This is a genomic window from Mangrovibacterium lignilyticum (genome assembly GCF_010882175.1).
In the GTDB taxonomy this organism is placed as follows: Bacteria; Bacteroidota; Bacteroidia; order Bacteroidales; family Prolixibacteraceae; genus Mangrovibacterium; species Mangrovibacterium lignilyticum.
The window spans coordinates 1,565,699-1,588,937 of sequence record NZ_WKLH01000001.1 but is presented as its reverse complement, the minus strand read 5'-3'; the positions used below and the strand labels follow the sequence as shown (position 1 = coordinate 1,588,937).

The 23,239-nt window shown below is 44.2% G+C and carries 19 protein-coding genes; 11 read left to right on the top strand and 8 right to left on the bottom strand.

Annotated features, from left to right (window positions below; all coding sequences use genetic code 11):
* Positions 1–75: 75 nt before the first annotated feature.
* A complete protein-coding gene (locus GJV22_RS06410; protein WP_163710346.1) occupies positions 76–495 on the bottom strand; it encodes a hypothetical protein in 420 nt (139 codons plus the stop codon).
* Between the two features lie 207 nt (positions 496–702).
* On the opposite strand from GJV22_RS06410, the gene GJV22_RS06405 reads away from it, so the two are divergent.
* The 8 genes from GJV22_RS06405 (at position 703) to GJV22_RS06370 (ending at position 11,875) form a co-directional block, all read left to right on the top strand.
* Positions 703–1,329: a TetR/AcrR family transcriptional regulator gene (locus GJV22_RS06405; protein ID WP_163710343.1), complete on the top strand. Its 627-nt coding sequence runs from the start codon at positions 703–705 to the stop codon at positions 1,327–1,329.
* A gap of 23 nt (positions 1,330–1,352) precedes the next feature.
* Positions 1,353–2,339, top strand: a complete 987-nt coding sequence (locus GJV22_RS06400; protein ID WP_163710340.1) for an HlyD family secretion protein — start codon at positions 1,353–1,355, stop codon at positions 2,337–2,339.
* Between the two features lie 109 nt (positions 2,340–2,448).
* Positions 2,449–3,966, top strand: coding sequence for a DHA2 family efflux MFS transporter permease subunit (locus GJV22_RS06395; RefSeq protein ID WP_205461756.1), 1,518 nt, complete (start codon positions 2,449–2,451; stop codon positions 3,964–3,966).
* Positions 3,967–4,007: 41 nt separating this feature from the next.
* Positions 4,008–5,327: a TolC family protein gene (locus GJV22_RS06390; protein ID WP_163710334.1), complete on the top strand. Its 1,320-nt coding sequence runs from the start codon at positions 4,008–4,010 to the stop codon at positions 5,325–5,327.
* A gap of 336 nt (positions 5,328–5,663) precedes the next feature.
* Positions 5,664–7,541 (top strand): methylmalonyl-CoA mutase small subunit, encoded by a 1,878-nt coding sequence (mutA, locus tag GJV22_RS06385; RefSeq protein WP_163710331.1) that lies wholly within the window; start codon positions 5,664–5,666, stop codon positions 7,539–7,541.
* Positions 7,542–7,583: 42 nt separating this feature from the next.
* Positions 7,584–7,934, top strand: a complete 351-nt coding sequence (locus GJV22_RS06380; RefSeq protein ID WP_163710328.1) for a four helix bundle protein — start codon at positions 7,584–7,586, stop codon at positions 7,932–7,934.
* 33 nt (positions 7,935–7,967) lie between these two features.
* Positions 7,968–10,121: a methylmalonyl-CoA mutase gene (gene scpA, locus GJV22_RS06375; protein WP_163710325.1), complete on the top strand. Its 2,154-nt coding sequence runs from the start codon at positions 7,968–7,970 to the stop codon at positions 10,119–10,121.
* A gap of 944 nt (positions 10,122–11,065) precedes the next feature.
* A complete protein-coding gene (locus GJV22_RS06370; RefSeq protein ID WP_163710322.1) occupies positions 11,066–11,875 on the top strand; it encodes a hypothetical protein in 810 nt (269 codons plus the stop codon).
* A 148-nt stretch (positions 11,876–12,023) separates the two neighbouring features.
* Here the strand turns inward: GJV22_RS06370 and GJV22_RS06365 are convergent, their stop codons facing one another.
* On the bottom strand, positions 12,024–12,911 hold the full coding sequence (locus tag GJV22_RS06365) for a M48 family metallopeptidase (RefSeq protein WP_163710319.1): 888 nt from the start codon (positions 12,909–12,911) through the stop codon (positions 12,024–12,026).
* A 295-nt stretch (positions 12,912–13,206) separates the two neighbouring features.
* Here GJV22_RS06365 and GJV22_RS06360 point away from each other — a divergent pair, with 295 nt between their 5' ends.
* Entirely contained in the window at positions 13,207–13,962 is a 756-nt protein-coding gene (locus GJV22_RS06360) for a DUF5995 family protein (protein ID WP_163710316.1), read from the top strand.
* 65 nt (positions 13,963–14,027) lie between these two features.
* On the opposite strand, the gene GJV22_RS06355 is transcribed toward GJV22_RS06360, so the two are convergent.
* Together GJV22_RS06355 and GJV22_RS06350 are read right to left on the bottom strand one after the other, a co-directional pair.
* A complete protein-coding gene (locus tag GJV22_RS06355) occupies positions 14,028–14,627 on the bottom strand; it encodes a hypothetical protein (protein ID WP_163710313.1) in 600 nt (199 codons plus the stop codon).
* A gap of 95 nt (positions 14,628–14,722) precedes the next feature.
* A complete protein-coding gene (locus GJV22_RS06350) occupies positions 14,723–15,310 on the bottom strand; it encodes a hypothetical protein (protein ID WP_163710309.1) in 588 nt (195 codons plus the stop codon).
* A gap of 548 nt (positions 15,311–15,858) precedes the next feature.
* Between GJV22_RS06350 and GJV22_RS06345 the strand changes: the two genes are divergently transcribed.
* Together GJV22_RS06345 and GJV22_RS06340 are read left to right on the top strand one after the other, a co-directional pair.
* Entirely contained in the window at positions 15,859–16,548 is a 690-nt protein-coding gene (locus GJV22_RS06345; protein WP_163710307.1) for a 2-phosphosulfolactate phosphatase, read from the top strand.
* An 18-nt stretch (positions 16,549–16,566) separates the two neighbouring features.
* Positions 16,567–17,736: a MalY/PatB family protein gene (locus GJV22_RS06340; protein ID WP_163710304.1), complete on the top strand. Its 1,170-nt coding sequence runs from the start codon at positions 16,567–16,569 to the stop codon at positions 17,734–17,736.
* A 76-nt stretch (positions 17,737–17,812) separates the two neighbouring features.
* Here the strand turns inward: GJV22_RS06340 and atpC are convergent, their stop codons facing one another.
* The 4 genes from atpC to GJV22_RS06320 form a co-directional block, all read right to left on the bottom strand.
* The gene (gene atpC, locus GJV22_RS06335) at positions 17,813–18,058 is read right to left on the bottom strand and encodes an ATP synthase F1 subunit epsilon (protein ID WP_163710301.1); all 246 of its coding nucleotides are present in this window, start codon (positions 18,056–18,058) and stop codon (positions 17,813–17,815) included.
* A gap of 17 nt (positions 18,059–18,075) precedes the next feature.
* Positions 18,076–19,587, bottom strand: a complete 1,512-nt coding sequence (gene atpD / locus GJV22_RS06330) for a F0F1 ATP synthase subunit beta (protein WP_163710297.1) — start codon at positions 19,585–19,587, stop codon at positions 18,076–18,078.
* A 115-nt stretch (positions 19,588–19,702) separates the two neighbouring features.
* Complete coding sequence (locus tag GJV22_RS06325; RefSeq protein ID WP_163710294.1) at positions 19,703–20,686, bottom strand: polyprenyl synthetase family protein; 984 nt, start codon at positions 20,684–20,686, stop codon at positions 19,703–19,705.
* Positions 20,687–20,710: 24 nt separating this feature from the next.
* A complete protein-coding gene (locus tag GJV22_RS06320; protein ID WP_238480288.1) occupies positions 20,711–23,059 on the bottom strand; it encodes an efflux RND transporter permease subunit in 2,349 nt (782 codons plus the stop codon).
* Positions 23,060–23,239 lie beyond the last annotated feature (180 nt).

Genomic DNA, 23,239 nt, shown 5'->3' with positions numbered 1-23,239 from the left:
GCCTTTTTGATGCCCTAAAATCGCGTGTTGTTTAGAATTTCTTTAGAAATGATACGAAATCGCCTTTGGTCGGTTTTAGTCGACCCGCTCACATTCGATGAATCCCCAATCGCTGATTGACAGTCGCAAGATGTTGTCCTGAACTTTATACATGGAGATGAAAGGTAGCAAATCAGCGAGGTGTGATGAGAACGGACTATCGCAGCAAATTTCGGTGCAGGCCGGTGATTCAAAAATAATGGAAAGATCCGTGATTCTTAAGAGGCTGCCCTGGCAGATGTTTGCATCAAGTTTGAGCGAATAACTCTGGTCTTCATGGATCGTAAGGTAGATTGGCGAGTCTTCTCTTTTGCTGTAGTTTGTTGATTCAGTGGAAACAAACTCTTTGACTTCCCAGGTTTGGAAGATGTTTTTCGCGGGGCCTTCAATCTTTTGGCAGGCATGCATTGAGAAAGACAGAGTCAGTATGAGTAATATTTGGGGAATTAGCTTCATATCCTGTTTTATTCGATGCAGTTAGCGGAAGATAAAAATAGGTGATTGGCTTTACTTCAGCAACCGGATCATGCTTTCTTTTCCTGATTTTCGTCGATGAATATGTATTTAATGTAAAGTTTTGGATCTGATAGCTGAGAAAAGGACCGATCGGTCTTCTATTTGATAGATTTATCTTAAATTTGACTAATCAAACAGAATGGTCAAATGGAAGGTGTCGTTCGAAATGAAGATGCGCAGTCGGAGAAACGGAAGCAAATAATTGATGTGGCTCAAAGTCGGTTTGCGCAATATGGTTTTGAAAAAACAACCATGCAGGAAATTGCCAATGACATGCAGATGTCGAAAGGTTCGCTCTATTATTATTTCCCGGATAAGGAGGCGTTGTACCGCTCGATAATTGAGCGGGAAAAGGATGAGTTTCTCGAGACGATCCGCGCTAAAATTGAGCAGCTTTCCGATCCGGATGAGATGCTTCATCAGTATATGGTGACTCGTTTGGAAATGACCGAGCGTTTGATTAATCTTTCACGGATGAAGAGCATGTATCAGAAAAATCTGCAGGGCTTTATGAACGATGCTGTGAAGGACTTTAATCAGTTGGAAGATGAACTGATCGCAGATATTTTGCAGTTGGGTGTTGAGAAAGGACAATTTCAAATAGAAGATCTACGTGCTACTGCTGCCCTTTTTAACGGCTTGGTTCGTGGGTTACGAATAATCTATCTACGCAGTAAACACGTTTTTCAGAAAGAGGAAGATAAGAGTGCTCACCTTGATCAAGTCAAGCTTTTTCTCGACATTTTCTGCAAAGGACTGCGGGTTGCAGAATGACAATTAAACAAGAAAACAGAAATATGAGTAAAAAATTTAAAACGGTATACCTTCCGGTTTTACTGGTGTTGGTATTGGTTATTGGTGGAGGTATTTATTGGTACCTGGACTATTTGAAATATGCATCGACTGACGATGCTTTTGTTGAATTTAACATGGTAACGGCCAGTCCTAAAATGATGGGGCGAATCGCGAAGTTGTATGTTGATGAAGGTGACCACGTGGAATCGGGGACACTGCTTTTTGAGCTTGACAGTACCGATTTGGTTGCTGAAAAGTCTTATTTGCAAAGCATGCAAGTTCAGTCTGAGGCTAAGGCCCGGGAGACAGCTGCGAAATTTGCGTTGAGCAAAGAGCAGTTGAACGTGTTGGGAATTGAAGTTGACAAAACGGAGAAGGATTTCCATCGTGCCGAGGTTCAGTATAAAGGCGGAGTGATTACGAAAGAAGCTTATGATCACGCTGAAGATTCGTTCAAAGCAGCTAAGGCTCGTTATGCGTCAGGCCAAAAGGACATAGCGCTTGAGGCAGCGGCGCAGAAAAGCGCAGAGGCTTCGGTTCAGGCAGCTTTCAGCCAGATCGAGCTTGTAAAATCGAAACTGGATGATGCGAAGGTTTATGCGCCTTCGGGCGGTGTAATTGCTAAACGATGGCTTCTGGAGGGAGACGTGGTGCAGGCAGGACAGTCGGTTTACTCGGTGGTTGAGAATGACGAAGTCTGGGTGAAAGTATATTTGGAAGAAACAAAGCTGGGCGGTATTCATAACGGCAGTAAGAGTAAATATACCATCGATGCCTACCCCGATGTGACTTTTGAAGGAAAAGTGATTTACGTAGGCGCGAGCACAGAATCGCAGTTCTCGTTGATTCCGCCGAATAATGCTTCGGGGAATTTTACGAAAGTAACCCAGCGAATTCCATTGAAAGTAAGTATTCAAGATGTTGAAAATTCAAATAAATATCCACTGTTGTCGGGGATGTCAGTGGTCGTTAAAATAGAGCGCAACTAGTCGTATGGTGACTCTTTTTTTACATCGAATACGTTGGCACTTAAGGCCGCGATCATCCTTTTTTCATCCCCGAAAAAATTCTTATAAGTGGTGGTTATTGGCCAATGTGATGATTGGTACGTTCATGTCGGTGCTCGATGCAACGATTGTGAATGTGGGCTTGCCCAAGATCATGGCAAATTTTGGAGCCAGCCTCGACCAAATCGAATGGGTGCTCACAGCTTATCTTTTATCGTTAGCAGTCGTGCTTCCCATTGCCGGCTGGATGGCCGACAGGTTCGGTTATAAGCGAGTTTACTTTACTGGCTTGCTCTTGTTCACGGTTGGTTCTGCACTTTGTGGAATATCGGATAGTGAACAGACACTGATTATATCGCGCATTGTTCAAGGACTTGGTGCCGGAACAATCATGCCGATGGGGATGGCGATTGTCAGCCGCGAGTTTCCGCCAAAGGAGCGCGGCGTCGCCTTGGGGCTTTGGGCCGTGGCTGCAGCCAGTTCTGTCTCTTTCGGTCCTCTCATTGGCGGCTACCTGGTCGACACATTTAGCTGGCAGCTGATCTTCCTGGTGAATGTTCCGGTTGGCTTGATCGGTTTGTTCGTAACCTACCTGATTCAACAGGAATATAAAAGTCCGAAAGTTCGCAAGTTCGATCCCTGGGGGTTTTTCTCCATTGTTGCTTTCCTGCCGGTGACGCTTTACGCGCTTTCGGAGGGAAAAGCAGTAGGTAACTCGGAAGGATGGACGGCGCCTTATATTTTACTCTGTTTTGCTGTCGCATTGATCAGTCTGGCGGTTTTTATTGTAGCGGAGTTGCACGTGAAAGATCCCTTTATCGATATAAAACTGCTGAAAGATTGGAACTTTGGATTGAGTAACCTGATCATGTTTATTTTTGGTATTGGCATGTTTGGGACTCCTTTTATCCTTCCGCTATTTCTTCAGAATTCTTTGGGATGGACAGCCATACAAGCTGGATCCGTTTTTCTTCCGGTAGGGGTTATACAAGGAATGGTTGCTCCGTTGGCCGGGAAATTGGTTACGAAGATTAATGCAAAGATTGTATTGCTAACCGGTATTGCTTGTATTGTAATAAGTTTTGTGATGGGCTACTTCCTGTCGTACCAAACAGAACATGCCGCCATTATGGCAATGTTGTATTTCAGGGGACTTGGAATGGGGATTCTGTTTGCTCCGCTTAGCACCATTGCACTTTCTGAAATTCCGAGGGACCAAATGGCTCAGGCTTCGAGCTTGTTCAATGTTACCCGTCAGTTGGGAGGGAGTTTCGGCGTAGCTATTTTAAGTAGCTTGTTGACCACCCGCACAATTTATCACCAGCAAGTGTTTGGTGAACAGCTTGCCGGGAATTCGCCGGAATTTTTTGGGTCACTTTCCCGAATGTCCCAACACATTGTGCATGCGGCGGGGAGCTCGGTGAGTGAATCGATGCAGCAAGGAAAGATGTTGCTGGTTAAACACGTGATGAATCAAGGTTATATCCAGGGAATTTCAGATGACTTTCTGATTGCTGCCGCGATAACGGTATTGGCTGTTATTCCCGTGCTCGCGTTGAAAACACGAAAAAAGGATCAAGCTGAAGTCATTGGTTCTTCTGCCGAATAAGCCGGCATTGAATAATTTAAGAGAACATTGTTATGAAAAATATGACACGATTATATCTGAAAAATACACTTGGGGCGGTGTTGCTTTGGTTGTGTGCATCCGGTTTTTCACTGGCTGCAGGTAGCTCCGGCCAATATGAACTCGATAGCCTGTTGCAGCAAATGATTCGAAACAATCCGGCTGTGTTGAAGGCGCAGCAGTCGCTGGTGCAGGCCGATGAACAAATGCAGCTGGTTCAGTCAGCTTTGCGTCCGATGGTCACCGGGGGGGCATCCTACACCCGGGTTGGACCGATTAGTAAATTTGATCTTCCGGGAATAGGAGAGGCAGAGTTGAACCCTGCCGATAATATAAGTGCAGGCATCAATTACGAACAAACGCTGTACGATTTTGGGCGTACCGGCAAATTGGTTGCTGTTGAGCAAGCGCGAAAACTTTTGCTGAATGAGTCGATTGAACAGTTGCAGGAACAGTTGAGTCTGAAGCTTATTAATTCCTATTTTCAGGTTGTATTTCTACAAAATGCGATCGAAATCAATGACGAAGAAATGGCAACTCTGCAAGAACATAAGCAGACGGTGACTAAAAAGCTGGATGCCGGCACGTCGACCAAATACGAACTGCTTTCGACACAAGTCCGTATTTCGAAATTGAAAAGTAAACGCGTCGATTTAGAGGCACTTCGGACAAAGGAATTGGCTGTTTTGTCGACCTTGGTTGGGCTCGACTTTGATTCACAGGTAAAATTTCCTGAAGAGCTGTCTCAGCTGCTTGTTCAAGCAGAGTTGGGGCAAGCTTTGGAGCAGGCTTTTGCCAATAGCGATCAAATTAAGATTGCAAAGGAACAGGAAAATATTGCCAGCCTACAGGCAAATGCGATTCATGCACAGGTCAATCCAAGTATTTCCGCCTTAGCAACGGTTGGCGTAAAAAACGGGTTTGAACCGGATATTCAGGAGATCAGACCGAATTTCACTGTCGGCGTAGGCGTTCAGGTTCCAATTTACAGTGCATCGAAAACAAAACATCAGCTGGCACTTCAGCAAGCGAAACAAGAAGAGTTGCGTTATGCAACCGAATCGGCAAAACAAGGTGTTAAGCAAGAAGTGATTCAATCAATAGAAGACCTCAAAGCGGCAAAACTGAAAATAGAACAGGTCGAGATGCAATTTGAACAAGCAAACGAAGGCTACAGGCTAGCGGAAGTGAGCTTTCGGTCGGGTACTATTACAAACCTTGATTTGTTGGACGCTTCCACAAATTTGGAGGACAGTAAGTTGGAATTAATCAAAACAAAAATCGACTATCTGTTAGCCGGTTATCAGCTGAAACACGCTACCGGAGAAAAGTTATATCAGTAGTTTTTCATGTTACAGGATGAATACGAGAAGCCTCTTCCTTTGGCAAGGGGCTTCTCAATTTTAACAAATGGTTAATATACGAATTGGCTTGAAAATGAGAGAAAAAAAGGCATTTTTGTCTGAAATTATGCTCGCTAAATAAATGTTAATCAATGGGTTGTTGTTCGGCGCTAAAAGTGAATTTGGGAAATGGATACATGTAGAGATTTCGATATGTAAAACATTGAAAATCAAACACTGACTTTTGTTAGTAAGCTGTTAAAAACTTGACTATTTATGGGATTCTATACTTAAAAACCACTAATTTTGCCCCCTGATTTTCTTAACAGTTACATTATGGCAGAAAAATATAACAAACTTTTTGAAGAATTTCCTCCTGTCAGTAGCGAAGATTGGAAAGCAAAAATTACTGCTGACCTGAAAGGCGCTGACTTCGACCGCAAGCTGGTCTGGAGGACAAACGAAGGTTTCTCCGTTCAACCGTATTACCGTCAGGAAGACTTGACAAGCCTGAACTACCTGGACACCTTACCCGGTGAGTTTCCATTTGTTCGGGGTAACAAGACAAATGACAACGATTGGTATGTTCGCCAGAACATCATCGTAAAAGATTTGGCCGAGGCCAACAAGAAAGCACTGGACGTATTGATGAAAGGTGTGACCTCGTTGGGCTTTGTTTTTAATGAGTGCATCAATGTTACCAAAGACGACATGGCAGTGTTGCTCGAAGGTATTTGCCTGGAGTCGGTAGAGGTAAACTTTGTTGCCAAGTGCTACACCAACAAAATCGCAGAAAGCTTTGCTGATTATGTGTTAGCCGGAAAATGGGATCCGAAAAATGTTGTCGCATCAGTTGCTTGCGATCCTTTCGGAAATTACCTGCTTTACGGTCGCATGAAAAACGGCTTCGAAGGTTCGGTGGAGCAAGTGAAACACCTGATTGAAAAATCAGCCAACTTACCGAAATACCGAGTGGTCGCTGTTAACGCGAAAAGCTACGGAGCCGCGGGTGCTTCTGCAGTTCAGGAATTAGCTTTTGCATTGGCTCAGGGTGCTGAATATCTTTCAGCCTTGACTGAGGCCGGTCTGGAAGTGAACGCCGTTTCCAAAAATATGAAGTTCAATTTTAGCGTTAGCGCGAACTACTTCATGGAAATCGCGAAACTTCGTGCAGGTCGTATGTTGTGGGCTCAAATCGTAAAAGCTTACGGACCCAAATGCGACGGTTGCTGCAAAATGAATGTTTACGCTGAAACCGGAACATGGAACAAAACGGTTTACGATCCTTACGTAAACATGCTGCGTACCCAGACTGAAGCGATGAGTGCTGCTCTTGGTGGTGCCGATTCAATTGCTGTGCTTCCGTTCAACGCGATTTACGAAGATCCGACTACGTTCTCTGATCGTATCGCACGGAACCAACAATTGTTGTTGAAAGAAGAATCGCACTTCGATAAAATCGTAGACCCGGGTGCCGGTTCATACTATATTGAAGAGTTGACTGCTTCAATTGCTGAAGAAGCCTGGAAACTGTTCCTGACTATTCAGGATAAAGGAGGTTTCTTAGCAGCGGCAAAAGAAGGTTTCATCCAAGCTGAAATTAAAGCGATGGCTAAAAAACGTGATATCAATGTAGCCACTCGTCGTGAAAATATTTTGGGAACAAACCAATTCCCGAATTTCACGGAGAAAATGGAAAAGGAACTGGATGAAGCTGTTTTTGACGCAACTGATCTGACTGCTGAAGATGCAGAAATTGAAACACTGAAACCATACCGTGGCGCGATGGCTTTTGAAAAGCTGCGTGCTGCTACCGATAAATTTGCCAAAGCCGGTAAACGTCCGTTGGCATTCATGTTGACCATTGGTAACCTGACATTCCGTAAGGCTCGTGCCCAGTTTGCCTGCAACTTCTTTGCTGTTGCCGGTTACGAAGTGAAGGATAACAATGGTTTTGCAACAGTTGAAGAAGGTGTTGCCGCAGCTAAAGCTGCCGGTGCCGAGATTGTTGTGATCTGTAGTTCTGATGATGAATATGTAGACTTAGCTCCTGCTGTTTTAGACGCTATGAAAGGCGAAGGAATTTTCGTTGTAGCTGGTGCTCCTGCTTGCATGGATGATTTAAAAGCGAAAGGCATTGAAAACTTCATTCACGTGAAGAGCAATGTGCTGGAAGATTTGAAAGCATATAATGCAAAATTGGGAATAGCATAAACAGATATTAAGACATCAGAATTTAGACAATAGACATTCAGGATGCATAATTACAGGGAAATAAAGATTTGGCAACGGGCAAGAGTCCTGGTGAAGGACGTTTACCTGGTGACCAAACAATTTCCATCTGAAGAGCTTTATGGATTGACTTCTCAAACCCGAAAGGCGGCTGTCTCTGTGATGTTGAACGTTGCAGAAGGAGCTGGTAGAGGAACCAATAAAGATTTCAATCACTTTCTGGATATGACAAAGGGATCTTTGTTCGAAGTTGAATCATTGATGATTCTTGCCTGCGATCTGGAATATATCCCTGAGAGTAAAAAAGAAGAAATACTGGATAAAACTTCGGAGATTGTCAAAATGCTGATTGCTTTTCAGAAAAATTTAATCTAATGTCTAGAATCTAGAATCTAAAATCTATTGAATATGAAACCGAATTTTAAAAATATAAATATTAAAGAAGCACAGGCAAAAGCCGATGCCGCTGCCTGGGCTACTGAACACAAAATTGAAAAAAACTGGGTGACTCCGGAGCAAATTCCGGTGAAACCAGTTTACACCAAAGAAGATTTGGAAGGCATGGAGCACCTGAATTTTGCTTCCGGTTTGCCACCATTCCTTCGCGGACCTTACTCAGCGATGTATCCCATGCGTCCCTGGACAATCCGTCAGTACGCCGGGTTCTCAACTGCTGAAGAGTCAAACGCATTCTACCGCCGTAACCTGGCTGCCGGTCAAAAAGGTCTTTCTGTAGCCTTCGACCTGGCAACGCACCGGGGTTACGACTCGGATCACCCTCGTGTTGTTGGTGATGTGGGTAAAGCTGGTGTGGCGATCGACTCTATTCTGGATATGAAAATCCTGTTCGACCAAATTCCATTGGATAAAATGTCTGTTTCCATGACGATGAACGGTGCGGTATTGCCGGTTTTGGCTTTCTACATCGTAACGGCTTTGGAGCAAGGAGCAACTATGGATCAGTTGGCAGGTACCATCCAGAACGACATTCTGAAAGAATTCATGGTGCGTAATACGTACATCTACCCACCCGAGTTCTCGATGAAAATCATTGCTGATATTTTCGAGTTTACTTCTCAAAATATGCCGAAGTTCAACTCAATTTCAATTTCAGGATACCACATGCAGGAAGCTGGTGCCACAGCCGACATCGAAATGGCTTACACCCTTGCTGACGGTTTGGATTACATCCGTACCGGTATCAACGCCGGAATTGACATTGACGCTTTCGCGCCTCGTTTGTCATTCTTCTGGGCCATCGGTATGAACCACTTCATGGAAATCGCCAAAATGCGTGCTGCACGTATGATCTGGGCGAAATTGGTGAAACAGTTCAACCCGAAAAACCCAAAATCAATGGCATTGCGTACGCACTCGCAAACGTCAGGTTGGTCGTTGACTGAGCAAGATCCATTCAACAACGTAGGTCGTACAGCCATTGAGGCTATGGCTTCGGCATTGGGTCACACACAGTCGCTGCACACCAACGCACTGGACGAAGCGATTGCATTGCCAACCGACTTCTCGGCTCGTATTGCCCGTAACACGCAGTTGTATATTCAACAGGAAACTGAAATCTGCCGTGGCGTAGACCCATGGGCCGGTTCGTACTATGTTGAAGCGTTGACAAAAGACTTGTACACCAAAGCCTGGGCTTTGATCGAAGAAGTTGAAAAGCTGGGTGGTATGGCGAAAGCGATTGAAACCGGTGTGCCTAAAATGCGTATTGAAGAAGCTGCTGCCCGTACACAAGGACGTATCGACAGTGGTGTGCAAACAATTGTTGGGGTAAACAAATATCGTTTGGCAAAAGAAGATCCAATCGATATTTTGGATATCGACAACACTGCTGTACGTTTGTCACAAATCGATCGCTTGAATAAGCTGCGTGCTGAGCGTAACGAGGATGATGTGAAACAAGCCCTGGAAGCAATTACCAAATGTGCCGAAACCGGCGAAGGTAACTTGCTGGATCTCTCTATCAAAGCCGCTCAAAAGCGTGCTTCATTAGGTGAAATTTCAGATGCCTGCGAAAAAGTTTCAGGCCGTTATAAAGCTGTAATCAGAACTATTTCAGGAGTGTATTCAGCCGAAAGTAAACACGATAAAACCTTCCAGGAAGCTCAGGAGTTAGCAAAGAAATTTGCTGAATTGGAAGGCCGTCAGCCACGGATCATGATCGCTAAAATGGGGCAGGACGGACACGACCGCGGAGCAAAAGTTGTTGCAACAGGTTATGCCGACCTTGGTTTCGACGTGGATATGGGACCTTTGTTCCAAACGCCGGAAGAAGCCGCTAAGCAAGCCGTTGAAAACGACGTTCACGTGATGGGTGTTTCTTCCCTGGCTGCAGGTCACAAAACATTGGTTCCTGCTGTTATCGCCGAACTGAAGAAACTGGGTCGTGACGACATCATGGTGATTGCCGGTGGTGTTATTCCTGCTCAGGACTACAAATACCTGTACGATGCAGGCGTTGTAGCCATCTTCGGACCTGGTTCAAGCGTTGCTGCTGCCGGTAAAAAAATCCTTGAGGTTTTGATCTCAGCGCACGAAGAATAGAACTTGATTCCTGTAATTCACCGGGTGACTCAAAGTGACCCGGTGAATCTGAAATATTGAAAGCCACCTTCCGTTTCGGAGGGTGGCTTTTGTTTTTGTAGAGATCCCTTCGTCGTTTCTCCTCGGAATGACGGGACACGCAACTCTCCTGCAAACATGGAGGCCGCCATTGCGATCCGGCTTTGCCGGAGAAGCAATCTTTGGGCTGGCGAGGCTTCAAAATAGTACCATCCTGATAACCCGGCATTCCGCCTGCCGATTGTCAACACTGTTTTGTCAGGTCGGCGGTGGGTGCTGTGCCCGCAAAAAGCCCTTCCTGTTATATTACCGGTGAGTCCTGTCAAAAGAAAGTCCCGCCCTGCTGCTTTTTTCGGCGTCCTGCCGGTGGGGCACCCTTCCCTGCTGAAAAGTCGGCCTCCCTGCTGGTGGGGTAACCTTCCCTGCTGGTAAGGGAGGTCGTCCTGCCGGGCAGGGCGACAAAAATTCGGGCAGGGAGCACTGCCGGGGTAGCAGGGAGCGAAATTTTCGGGCAGGGAGGCCAAAATGTTAGCAGGGAGGCTTCCGGATTAGAGGGCTGGTAAAAAACCGGCAGGGCGATTCGACTGGTAACAGGATAACGAAAAATGGGACAGGAAGGGCAGCGGCTTTGCAAACTGGTTGCGAAAGCCAGCTTGGGCGGGTTGCCGGGGAACGGGCGAGTTACGCGATCTTGTTGAATTGAATACTGAACAAATGGATAGTGTTGGGGGGTACTTTGGGCTTCTTCGGGGCATCACTCTCAAGCGTCATTCCGGCACGACACTATTTTTAGGCGACTATAAAGTATGACATTGATTCACAGGGCGGTAAAATGAGATAAAAACATCTTTTATACAACATGTAACCTTGACTTTGGCCGCTGCATGGTGCTAACTTGCAGGGTTAATCATTAATTATTAGAGGTTATGAAGAAGTTCTTTAAAATTGCGGTTTGGATGTTGGCAATGGTAGCCATATTGGGACTACCCTCTTGTCAGGACTCCGGTTTTTCAGATCAATCGGATCTGAATGACGCATCGTCTGTTTTGAAAAAGGCAGATATGAATGTCTTCTACAGTTCGACGCAGCCCTTGGGGAATGGCGTTGTTCGCGCGTGGGTGCAGGTCGACAAAATGGGCGACCCGATGGCCGTGGGTGTCAATCTTTCGGCCAAGGCATTAATGGATTTGCCCGATGAGGTTGTGCAACTGGTGTTGGAATTGCCAAAAACAAAGGGGCATCAGTTTTACACACATGCGCTGGTTGATTGGAACCCACACGGACACGAGCCTCCCGGTGTGTACGATGTGCCGCACTTCGATTTTCACTTTTACACCCTCAGCAACGAAGGGCGTATGGCTATTCCTCCAATGGCACCTCCTTACGAAGATCCGAGACCTGCCGACATGTATGTGCCGGCCAACTACATCCTGTTGCAGGGACTGGTTCCCGAAATGGGCGCACATTGGGTTGATGTAACCTCGCCCGAATTGAACGGAACGCCTTTTACTTACACCTTTATTTGGGGATCGTATGAAGGGCACTTCATTTTCTGGGAACCGATGATTACACTGGACTACCTGATGGGTATGCCTGACGATGTGATTGCCATTCCGCAACCTGAAGCCTATGAAATGTCGGGTTGGTATGCGCCTGAATACATGATCAAATATTCTGAAAAGCCCGATCAATACACGGTTGCCCTGATCAACCTGGCGTATCACGAAGCAGAATAAGTTGGCTTCATGCTTAAAAAATTTACGGCAGACCTCAAGTCATCCGGCGTATCCGGGAAAATTAAAAGCCATCTCCGTTTCGAGGGTGGCCTTTAATTTTCCCGGATTCCTTCGTTGTGGCGAACCTCAGGAAGCAATCTGTGGGTGATTATTGCGGCATATAGCGGCTGTAATCGTCTTCTTTTTTCTCTTCGACCGGCGCTTCGGTAACCGTTTCTTCAATGATCTGAAGACGGCTTTTCCCGGTGTTCAGTTTTCGCACGTCGGTAAAAACGGCCAGCCGTTTGGTTAGGTTCGGGTGGGTTGAAACCTTTTCGGCAAACCATTTCCAAAAGCCATCTTCACTGGTATCCTGTCTCAGGTAGGCTTTTAGGTTAACTTTCCGGTAAATGGTTTTGCCCGAAGCCAGTACCAGCAATCCGCTTTGTACACCCGACGGGCAAAGGGCATGACCAATATTGTCGCAGGTGTATTCGCAGGCTCTGGAGTAGGCTGCGCCTAAAAACGGGATGAGGAAGGAGGGCATCAGTAACAGGTTTTTCTGCATGTGCCGGCGTTTGATATGGCCCAACTCGTGACCAATAATGAATTCGAGCATCGCTCTATCCTGCTGGTAGGCGGCCTCCACAATCTCTGAATACAGCACCACATAATTGCTGCCCATGAAACGCGCCGCAAAGGCATTCAACATGCCTCCCGATTGTAAAATATAAATACTTGGTACCGATTTTAATCCCAGTTGCTCCGCTTGCAGCTGCGCAACTTTGTAGATATCGGGGAACTGATCCTTGCTAAGTTTAATGGCATTCCCTTTCAGGTAACCGATGAGCACACCCAACCGGAAGAAAAGGTAGATTAAAATTGCGCCAAGGTAAAAGTAGAGAACATACAGCGATGCCATCTGCGGGTTAGCAGTTTTGAAAGACATATAAATGCCCGCTGTGATCAAAATATACATCGGCAGACTGAAGAATAGTCGAATATAAAAATAGACACGCTCTTTGGTGGTAATCCGGTAATCGATTTTTGGTGACATAAGTTGTAAGTTTTTAAAGGTTGAAGGTCTTTTTCTGGTTTACTTTTTGGTACGAGCCAAATTAATAATTTTTTGAATAAGTTAAATGATCTGAGTTTGGAAATAGGGGATAACAAACATGGCGTGAGTCCGGCGATCCGACTGGCAAAATGATTTCGGTCTATTCCGGGAAGTAGGAGTTGACTGCTTTGGGCATCGCTTGGGAGTGGTCGGGCAGCCGGAAGAACTGAAAAGTTTACAGGGCTGTATGAACCGGGTTGGCGTTGATGCTGTTGATTCTGAAAACGGTCATTCAATGAAAAATATCGACGAAGTAATTGATCAACTGGCTGCGATTATTGCCGATGCCGGGCAGAACAAGGATCCGGCCGGTTATTTTGCTGCCCTTTACCAAAAGGTAACTATCAAAGTGAAAGAAGGAATTGGGAATGGTTATTTTGACGATGGCCCGCGCATGGAAAAGTTGGATGTGGCGTTTGCGCAACGCTACATTGACGCTTGGCGAGCCTATAAAAGCGGATCGGAAATGTCGCTCTCGTGGCAAAAGGCATTTGAGCTCAGTCCTCAATACTGGCCGATTGTGTTGCAGCATATGCTTGCCGGAATGAATGCTCACATCAACCTCGATCTGGGTGTTGCGGCAGCTGAAGTTTCAGCCGGGCAAAAGCTCGATGATCTGAAGGACGATTTTAACCGGATCAATGAAATTTTATCGGATTTGGTGCATGAAGTGCAGGACAATCTGTCGGCTGTGTGGCCTTTTTTGAAATGGATTTTGAAACTGACCGGGAAGGTTGATGATTACCTGGTCGATTTTAGTATGAAACTGGCACGCGATGGAGCCTGGAAATTTGCCGGTGAATATGCAGCTGTCGGCGAAAGTGGGAAATTGGATTGTCTGCGTGCCCGTGACCGGCGGATTCGTGAAATTGCCGAAGTGGTTACCAATCCGGGTTTGATTGCTACAGTTGTATTGGCGGTTGTTAGGCTGACGGAGCGCGGAACGGTGCGCCAAAAGATTGGGAAACTGAAGTTTGCTCCTTTCGTTTAGCGCAAAAAAAATGCGGTCTCTTTCGATAACCGCATTGGATCTCATTATATAAGTAAGTTCATTTTTTATCTGATCTCAACCGGATAATTGAATTTCTTCGATCCGGCTGCAAGTACTACCTGGTACTGACCTGCCTGAAGTTTCGATAAGTTTAGTCCTTCGTTCACCGAGAATGAATTATCCAATGCTTTGTTATAAATAAGCTCATTCCCCTCATAAATTTTAAGCTTCACTTTTTCGCCTGGATAATTTAAATACGCTACACGAATAACATTTTCGTCGGTGTTGTAAGCAAAGAATGGTTTCTGTGTCATTTGCTTTTCACCAACATTAACTTCATTGTCAGCAACTGTAAACTGGTGTTCAGTTACAACATTGTCATTGGTCACAATCAAATCGTAAACACCTGGTTTGTATTCCGAAAAGTCGTATACATGCAGGTACTTCGATGTGTCTTCTTCAGTTTCACTGTAGTAGATAATCTCGCCTGATTTGTTTTGGATAACAATCTCAAGCGGGGCACTTTTTTCTTTTTCAATTTGAAGCATTGCGTTTTTACCCGCCATTGCTTTCATCTCAACCTTTGGAGTTACAAAGGCATAAGTTAGTTGCGCTGAAAAAATAAGTACAACTAGCAGTCCGGTAATTTTCATTGTTGTTTTCATAATCCTACTCAATCTAAATCGTTCAACTCGAAAATTCTGTTTCTGTAATTACGGTTTTCCGTATGTTTTTATGGCTTTGAATTATACTGTCGCAATTATTTGCGAACAGTATAATCGAATACTTCGTTTCCACTTGCCAATACTACTTGGTAGTTACCGCTTCTCAATTTTGCTAAGTTCAAACCTTCGTTTACAGCAAAGTTGCTATCGATTGCTTTTGAATAAATCAAATCGTTGCCATCGTAGATTTTAAGGTTTACTTTTTCACCAGGGTAGTTCAAGTAAGCTACACGCAGGATGTCTTTGTCGAAAGAGAATACAGGATCAGCTACATATTTCAAATCGCCAACTGCAATTTCTTTTGTACCTACACTGAAAGTACGTTCGCTGGTTGCACCGTCGATTGTTGCTACGACTTTGTAGTCACCTTTTGATAATTTTGAAAAATCGAATACCTTGCGATAGTCAGTTACGTTACCTTCTGTTTCTTTGTAGTAGATCACTTCTCCATAAGCATTTTCAATACTGATTTCGTATTGTGATTCTGCTTTGCTTGAAACTGCTACTACTGCACGATCTGATGTTAATGGTAAAATGTCAACGCGAAGGTTTCCACTTGCCATTGCGATGTTTGCCGAAGCTACTAAGGCAAAAATTGCGATAAATGTTCTCATTGTTTTCATTGTTCTAATTTTAAATTGTTAATCACAGTACAAATATAGATAGCATTTGAAAACCTGCTGCAAAACACACGTTAAGGCTAGGTTAAAAAATATGCTCTTCAGCATGTATGTTTAAAATATTACTGAGTCCATAATCTTTAATGTTCTGAAAAAGAGGTGTAAATGAGGCTTTGTCCTGCTCGTTTAGTATTTAAATTACCTCAAAAATAAAATTTGATAATTAAAACTTATTTCGTATCTATTAACATGTATTTAACACAAAAAGGTCTGAAACTTTTAAAACCATGATTTTTGTCAGTCGTTTGCGTTACAGGCCTTCCAAATTTCCTGTGTTTTTGCCACACTTGTGGCAGTATGTTAGATATCTCCCTCGAAAATTCTTTATAATTCATAACAGTTCATGTTTCACCTGCCGTATTGGCTTCCTTCAGGAAATAAAATAGCTCGTTGCTGCCTAATCCGGGAATGAATGTTTAGTTTTATCCTTTATTTCGTGTGATCGCACATTATAATATCAGGAGCGATACGCTATTTTAAAGTGGCAGAATATGCAAATTGAAATTCTACAGTTACTGGATGGTGCCCGGAACGCCAAGGGATTAACCGTTATTATCGACGTATTTCGGGCTTTTTCGGTAGCCTGCTATGCATTTGAGGGAGGTGTTCAGCGAATTTACCCGGTAGGTAATATTGAGGATGCCTATCAACTAAAGGAGCAAAATCCCGATTTTTTGTTGGTTGGTGAACGGAACGAGCAGAAACCGGAGGGCTTCGACTGTGGGAATTCGCCGTCGCAATTATTGCGTTTGGACATAGCAGCTAAAACAATGGTGCACACAACGAGTTCCGGAACGCAGGGAATAGCCAATGCGCTTCAGGCTGATGAGTTGATTACCGGAAGTTTTGTAAACGCAGGGGCTATTATTAATTATATACGAAAACAACAACCCGAGCAGCTATCGTTGGTTTGTATGGGCTATGCCTGCAGCTATCCGACCGATGAGGATACTTTCCTCGCTGAATATATTAAAGCTGTGTTGGAGGAAAAGCCTGTTGATTTTGAACAGCTGGTGGCGCAATTACGTTTGGGTGCAGGAGCGCGATTCTTTGAGGCGGAAAAGCAAAGTTGGTCTCCTACCGCTGATTTCGATCTTTGCCTGCAGTTAAACCGGTTTGATTTTGTGCTGAAGGTTGAACAAGAACGCGAGCGCAATTACCTGAAAAAAATAGAAGTATAATATAAGTAGTGAACTTTCATGAAGAAGTATGATTTTGATGAACCTGTTTTGCGGGAAGGCACAAACAGTTTGAAGTATGATGCGTGTGAACGCGTATTTGGGAAAAAGGATATCTTGCCGCTTTGGGTTGCTGATATGGATTTTAAAACGCCCGATTTTATATTGGATGCTCTTCGTGAACGCTTAAATCACGAAGTGCTGGGGTATACGTTCCGGCCTGAGTCTTATTTTCAGTCTATTGTCGACTGGATGAAACAGCGTCATGGTTGGGATATTGAAAAGGAGTGGATTTCGTACAGCCCGGGAGTGGTGGCGGGTTTAAACCTGGTGATGGAGACATTCACCAAAAGAGGTGACGAAGTTATTGTGCAAACGCCGGTGTATTTCCCGTTTTTCGATTCTGTTAAAGGAAACGGACGGGTTGTTCTGGAGAATCCATTGAAGATGGTTAATGGTCGATATACTTTTGACCTGGATGATTTGAAAAGCAAGATCACGGACAAAACCAAAATGTTGTTGCTTTGTAATCCGCAAAATCCGGGGGGAATGGTTTGGACACGCGAAGAATTAACAGCGCTTTGCGAGTTCTGTGTGGAGCACAAGATCCTGATCGTTTCGGATGAGATTCATTCAGACCTGGTTTTTGAAGGGTATAAACATACACCTGTTCCCTCACTTTCAGAAGAGATTGCTGCAAATTGTGTGGTGTGCATGGCACCCAGCAAAACATTCAACATTGCAGGACTGACGACATCTTTTTTAATTATACCCAACAAAAAGCTATTTACCCGTTACGAGCGTACGCTGAATGTTCCTCATTTGCATATGGGAAATATTTTCGGACATATTGCATTGGAAACCGCTTTTACAAAAGGCGAAGAGTGGCGTAAGCAGCTGGTTCAATACCTGGAAGGTAATTTCAATTTCATGGTTGAATACCTGAGAGAGAATTTGCCTGAAGCAGAACCGATGAAATTGGAAGCAACTTACCTGGCTTGGGTCGATTTCTCGAAATGCGGACTGACAGATGAGGAACTGAGCAAAGCGATGCTGGAAGCCGGCGTGGGATTGAATAGAGGTACTCAGTTCGGGAAACAGGGCAGTGGTTACATGCGGATCAATCTCGGTTGTACACGTGCAATGCTGGAAGAAGCGTTACTTCGCATTGTCAATGTTTTGAAAAATTGATTGTATATATATAATAGTATAAAAAGAAAAAACCTGAAGGAAACTCCTTCAGGTTTTTTAGGCATTATATAATAGGCTATGCTGCAGGTTCAGCCAGCACTATAATGTTATCATTTTGCGATTCGAGAACACCACCTGCGATTTCAACAAAAATTGTTTGTTCGCTGGTGTCCACAACCTTTATTTGTCCTTTTTCCAGTGTCGAAATAATCGGGGCGTGTTTTGGTAATATTTCAAAGCTACCTTTGGTTCCGGGAGCTTTAACCAGCTTAACCTCGCCACTGAATATTTTCTTTTCCGGAGTAATTATTTCAAGAAACATAGATGCAATTTTGACGATTAAACAGCTGCTTCAGCCAGCATTTTTTCACCTTTCGCGATAGCTTCTTCAATTGTTCCAACCAGGTTGAAGGCTGCTTCAGGATATTGATCCACTTCACCTTCCATAATCATGTTGAAACCTTTGATTGTATCTTCAATGGAAACCAGTTTCCCTTCCAGTCCGGTAAACTGTTCAGCCACGAAGAATGGTTGCGATAAGAAACGTTGTACGCGGCGGGCGCGGTGTACAACCAGTTTATCATCTTCCGACAATTCGTCCATACCCAGGATGGCGATAATGTCTTGCAGTTCTTTATAGCGTTGCAGAATTTCTTTCACACGCTGAGCGCAAGAGTAGTGTTCTTTTCCTACGACATCTTCACTCAGGATTCGGGAAGTTGAATCCAGTGGGTCAACAGCAGGGTAGATACCTAACTCTGAAATTTTCCGGCTCAATACGGTTGTTGCATCCAGGTGGGCAAATGTCGTTGCCGGCGCAGGGTCGGTCAAGTCATCTGCAGGCACATAAACTGCCTGTACCGATGTAATAGAACCGTTTTTTGTTGATGTGATTCTTTCCTGCATTTCACCCATTTCACTGGCCAGTGTTGGCTGGTAACCTACCGCTGAAGGCATACGTCCCAAAAGGGCAGATACCTCAGAACCGGCTTGGGTGAAACGGAACACGTTGTCCACGAAAAACAGGATATCTTTTCCTGATCCCGGAGTACCGTCTCCATCGCGCAAACTTTCAGCAATAGTCAATCCGGAAAGTGCAACACGGGCACGTGCACCGGGTGGTTCGTTCATTTGTCCGAATACCAGGGCTAGTTTCGATTTCTTAATGCTTTCCGCATCAACTTTGTCAAGGTCCCAACTGCCTGCTTCCATCGATTTTTTGAACTCTTCACCGTAATCAACGATGTCGGCCTCAATCATCTCACGAAGCAAGTCGTTTCCTTCACGGGTACGTTCACCGACACCTGCGAATACAGAAAGTCCGCTGTGTGCTAAGGCAATATTGTTAATCAATTCCTGAATCAATACCGTTTTTCCTACACCGGCACCCCCGAACAAACCAATTTTACCCCCTTTAGCGTAGGGCTCAATCAGGTCGATAACTTTAATCCCGGTGAATAACACTTCGGTTTCAGTTGTTAGTTCTTCGTATTTTGGAGGCTTATTGTGAATGTTTAAACCATCTTTGGGAAGTTGCTTTAATCCGTCAACAGCATCACCCGTGACATTTAGCAAACGGCCAAGAGCTTTTTCACCTTGAGGCATCGTGATTGGTTTCCCGGAAGGAATGACATCCATACCTCTTTTCAATCCGTCCGTCGAATCCATCGAGATTGTTCGAACGGTGTTTTCACCGACGTGTTGTTGACATTCTACTACCAGGTTTGTTGTGCCCGGGCGGACAATTTCGAGTGCATCGTGAATTTTAGGGAGCTCTGTGCCCTCTTGGTCGAAGCTTATATCGACCACAGGTCCAATTACCTGGACGACTTTACCAGTATTCTGACTCATGTTATTTAGTTTAATCCTGTGTTGGCGGAAATTACAAAAACCAACTTAATTGAACAAGTTTATTTTAGGTTTTAAATTTGCGTTTTAACTCATTCAGCCAAACGATTTCTGCTTGCTAATGTTCACGTTCCATGATGGTTTTTGCCAAAATGAAAAGTTCCGTTTTTTGTTCATTTGGAACCTGAATTTCTTCCAGTGATTTTAATGCTTTATCGTAGTATTCCTGAATTGATTTTTCGCAGATTTCTTTGACCCCTGTTGTCTGATAAATGGCTTTCACCGCAGCTATTTTTTCAGCCTCATCAAAGGTCTCTTTTTGGAGCCATTGCATCAGCTTCTGCTGTTCTTCCCCCTCCGCTAGTTTGAGAGCGTTAATCAGCAGGTATGTTTTTTTGTTGGCCACAATGTCGCCACCAATTCGTTTTCCAAATTTATCCTGATCGGCGTAAACATCAAGCAGGTCATCCTGTAGCTGAAAAGCCAGTCCCAGGTTAATTCCGAATTGGTAAATATTCTCAGCGTCAGCCTCATCGGCATTCGCAGCCAAAGCACCGATCTTGAAACTGCAGGCCAGCAGAACCGCAGTTTTGAGGCGAATCATTTCCAGGTATTCCTCTGCAGTAACATCCAGACGGTTTTCAAAATCCATATCGTACTGTTGGCCTTCGCAAACTTCAATTGCTGTTTCTGTAAACAGGCTGATGATCTCCGGCAGCTTTTCAGCTTTGTTTTTTACCAGGTACCGGTATGCCATAATTGACATGGCATCGCCGGACAGAATGGCAATGTTTTCGCTGTATTTTTTGTGTACGGCTGGCTTGTTGCGGCGAACGTCGGCTTTATCCATAATGTCGTCGTGCAGCAGGGTGAAGTTGTGGAAGATCTCAATAGCCAATGCAGCATTCATGACATCTTCAGCTTTGCCACCAAACAATTCATTGGCCAGCAAAACCATAACCGGACGAAGTCGTTTGCCACCCATATTCAGGGTGTAGTCGATCGGTTGGTATAAGTTGAATGGGGCTGTTTCGCCAATGGATTTGGCTTCGTTCGCAAGATGATTAACTAGTTGTGACTGTAATGCTTTTACCCGATCCATTTTTGTTCTTTTATCGCTTGGGGATTATTTTTCTTGTTTGTTGTCTTCTTCAGAACCGGATTGTTCTTCAATCTTCAAATCATCCAGTTCAATATCTTCTTCTTCATTATAAATGGTCAGCAGTGGTTCTCTGAACGAACGGGTTGTTGTTAGTCGTTCGAGGCCGATCAGCAAGCTTGGCAGCAGAATTAAATTCGAGGTAATGGCCACTAACAATGTTAGAGATACCAGAACGCCGAGGGCTGCTGTTCCTCCGAACTGCGAAATGCTGTATACACCAAAGCCGAAGAATAAAACGACAAAAGTGTACATCATGCTGACACCGGTTTCACCCAGGGCTACCCTTACTGATTTCTGGATGTCCCATCCGGTTACAGATAATTCTTGTCGGTATTTTGCCAGGAAGTGGATGGTATTGTCGACCGAAATTCCAAATGCAATACTGAATACCAGGATTGTGGAGGCTTTAATCGGAATGCCGGTAAAGCCCATAATCGCTGCGGTGAATATCAGTGGCAGGATATTCGGCAAAAGCGACATGATAACCATTCGCCAGGAATAGAACATAATGGCCATGAATGCAGAAATCAGGAAGATGGCCAATGCTAAACTCGAAAATAAGTTCTTTACCAGGTATTCGGTTCCCCTAAAAAAGGTGATACTTGATCCTGTTATTGTTGTCTTGTAGCTGTCGGCTGGGAAAATAGAATCGACTTCCATCTTAAAATCGTCATACAGAGCTTCCATTCGTTTCGTGCCAACGTCTTTCATCCGGATACTGATACGGGTGATTTGCTGTGTACTGTCGATGAACGAATGCAGAGCGCCAATGCCTTGAGCCTCGCTTCCGGTTGAGTTTTTGGCATAAGCTAAGATGAAGTTTCGTTCCTGGTTACTCGGGATGGAGTAATATTTTTCTTTCCCGTTATAGAAAGACTGCTTGGCAAACTTAAGAATGTTTAACAAGGAAAGAGAGGATGACAATTCCGGGTATTCACTTAACCGTTGTTCCAGTTTATCCACTCGCTTGAACGTTTGCAGATTCATGGCACCATTGGGTTTCTTGGTGTCAATAATAATTTCCAGCGGCATTACCCCATCAATCTGGTTCTCAAAGAATTTTAAGTCCTGGTAAATAACATCGCTTTCCGGGATATCATCAACCATGTAGCCTGAACTTTTGATTAGAGTTATTCCGTAAAGGCCGACAAGTAAAACTAAAAAGGCCGAAGCGTAAACCCACTTAATGTGATGGTATGTTACTTCTACCAACTTATCAATGATGCGTCGAATGGTCTTATTGTCGAGGTGTTGTATGTGTCGTTCTTTTGGGGGATCCAGAAAACTGAATATACTTGGGATCATTAAAATAGAAAGCAGAAATAATCCAATGATATTCAAGGAGGCAACCAACCCAAATTCGCGAAGAATCTCGCTGTTGGTCACGATGAAGGTTGCAAAGCCCGATGCAGTTGTCAGGTTTGTCAGGAAAGTGGCATTCCCGATTTTCATAATGACACGCTGCAACGATTTTATTTTATTGCCATGCGACCGGAATTCGTAGTGATACTTGTTGAGCATGTAAATGCTGTTGGGGATCCCAATTACAATGAGTAATGAAGGAATCATGCCAGTCAGCAAGTTGATTTTGTAGCCCAAAAGCCCCATGGTTCCCATAGCCCATATAACCCCTGTTAGCACAATAACTACCGGGAAAAGTACAGCTTTAAAGGAGCGGAAAAAGAAGAAGAGCGTTAGGATACACAGGCCCATGGCTAATGCACTAAAAAGGTAGATTTCCTTTTTAATCCGCACCGACATGATTACCCGGATGTAGGGCAGGCCGGAGTAGTGGGTTTGCAGTCCGGTCTCTTCTGAAAACTGATCACAACGTTCTTTGATGGCTAAAACAAGTTTCTCACGCAGTTTGGAGTGCATCTTGTCTTTGTTCACCGTAATCCCCAAGACATAGGCACTCGTTTTGGGGTTGTAAAGCAATCCTTTATAAAACGGAAGTGAATGAAAGCTGTTGGCCAGGCTGTCTAATTCATCCTGAGAAACAACTTCGTCGGGGAAAATCGGGGACGTTACGAATTTGCGTTCCTTGGTGTCTTTTGTAAGGTTGAAGGTACTGGATGCTGAAATCATATTTTCAACACCATCAATTGTTTTTAGATCCTTGTTTAATTCCTGCCACTTGCGAAAGTGACTTAGTTTGAAGAAGTCCGGATCTTCTACGCCAACAACGATAAGGTTCCCTTCTTCACCAAACAGATCGCGAAAATGCTCATAGTCGATATATGCGCTGTCTTTTTTAGGAAGAAGCTGAGAATGTTCGTAAGACATTTCAACTTTCGTCGCCTGATAAGCCATGAAGATGGTTATTAAGGCAAGTGTGATAAGAACGGCAATTCTATTTCTAAGGATAATTCTTGAGAGCCAAACCCACATAATGAAATTCGTCAAAAAATTGATGTGCGAAAGTAGTCAATTATATTTGGAATACGAAAGAATGAATCCTCGAGTCAACTCAATCGTTAACCTGAATTTATT

Bases quoted from the DNA above. Each gene is read 5' to 3' on its own strand.
- GJV22_RS06410 (WP_163710346.1), bottom strand. From the start codon at position 495: ATGAAGCTAATTCCCCAAATATTACTCATACTGACTCTGTCTTTCTCA.
- GJV22_RS06405 (WP_163710343.1), top strand. From the start codon at position 703: ATGGAAGGTGTCGTTCGAAATGAAGATGCGCAGTCGGAGAAACGGAAG.
- GJV22_RS06400 (WP_163710340.1), top strand. From the start codon at position 1,353: ATGAGTAAAAAATTTAAAACGGTATACCTTCCGGTTTTACTGGTGTTG.
- GJV22_RS06395 (WP_205461756.1), top strand. From the start codon at position 2,449: ATGATTGGTACGTTCATGTCGGTGCTCGATGCAACGATTGTGAATGTG.
- GJV22_RS06390 (WP_163710334.1), top strand. From the start codon at position 4,008: ATGACACGATTATATCTGAAAAATACACTTGGGGCGGTGTTGCTTTGG.
- mutA (WP_163710331.1), top strand. From the start codon at position 5,664: ATGGCAGAAAAATATAACAAACTTTTTGAAGAATTTCCTCCTGTCAGT.
- GJV22_RS06380 (WP_163710328.1), top strand. From the start codon at position 7,584: ATGCATAATTACAGGGAAATAAAGATTTGGCAACGGGCAAGAGTCCTG.
- scpA (WP_163710325.1), top strand. From the start codon at position 7,968: ATGAAACCGAATTTTAAAAATATAAATATTAAAGAAGCACAGGCAAAA.
- GJV22_RS06370 (WP_163710322.1), top strand. From the start codon at position 11,066: ATGAAGAAGTTCTTTAAAATTGCGGTTTGGATGTTGGCAATGGTAGCC.
- GJV22_RS06365 (WP_163710319.1), bottom strand. From the start codon at position 12,911: ATGTCACCAAAAATCGATTACCGGATTACCACCAAAGAGCGTGTCTAT.
- GJV22_RS06360 (WP_163710316.1), top strand. From the start codon at position 13,207: ATGAAAAATATCGACGAAGTAATTGATCAACTGGCTGCGATTATTGCC.
- GJV22_RS06355 (WP_163710313.1), bottom strand. From the start codon at position 14,627: ATGAAAACAACAATGAAAATTACCGGACTGCTAGTTGTACTTATTTTT.
- GJV22_RS06350 (WP_163710309.1), bottom strand. From the start codon at position 15,310: ATGAAAACAATGAGAACATTTATCGCAATTTTTGCCTTAGTAGCTTCG.
- GJV22_RS06345 (WP_163710307.1), top strand. From the start codon at position 15,859: ATGCAAATTGAAATTCTACAGTTACTGGATGGTGCCCGGAACGCCAAG.
- GJV22_RS06340 (WP_163710304.1), top strand. From the start codon at position 16,567: ATGAAGAAGTATGATTTTGATGAACCTGTTTTGCGGGAAGGCACAAAC.
- atpC (WP_163710301.1), bottom strand. From the start codon at position 18,058: ATGTTTCTTGAAATAATTACTCCGGAAAAGAAAATATTCAGTGGCGAG.
- atpD (WP_163710297.1), bottom strand. From the start codon at position 19,587: ATGAGTCAGAATACTGGTAAAGTCGTCCAGGTAATTGGACCTGTGGTC.
- GJV22_RS06325 (WP_163710294.1), bottom strand. From the start codon at position 20,686: ATGGATCGGGTAAAAGCATTACAGTCACAACTAGTTAATCATCTTGCG.
- GJV22_RS06320 (WP_238480288.1), bottom strand. From the start codon at position 23,059: ATGGCTTATCAGGCGACGAAAGTTGAAATGTCTTACGAACATTCTCAG.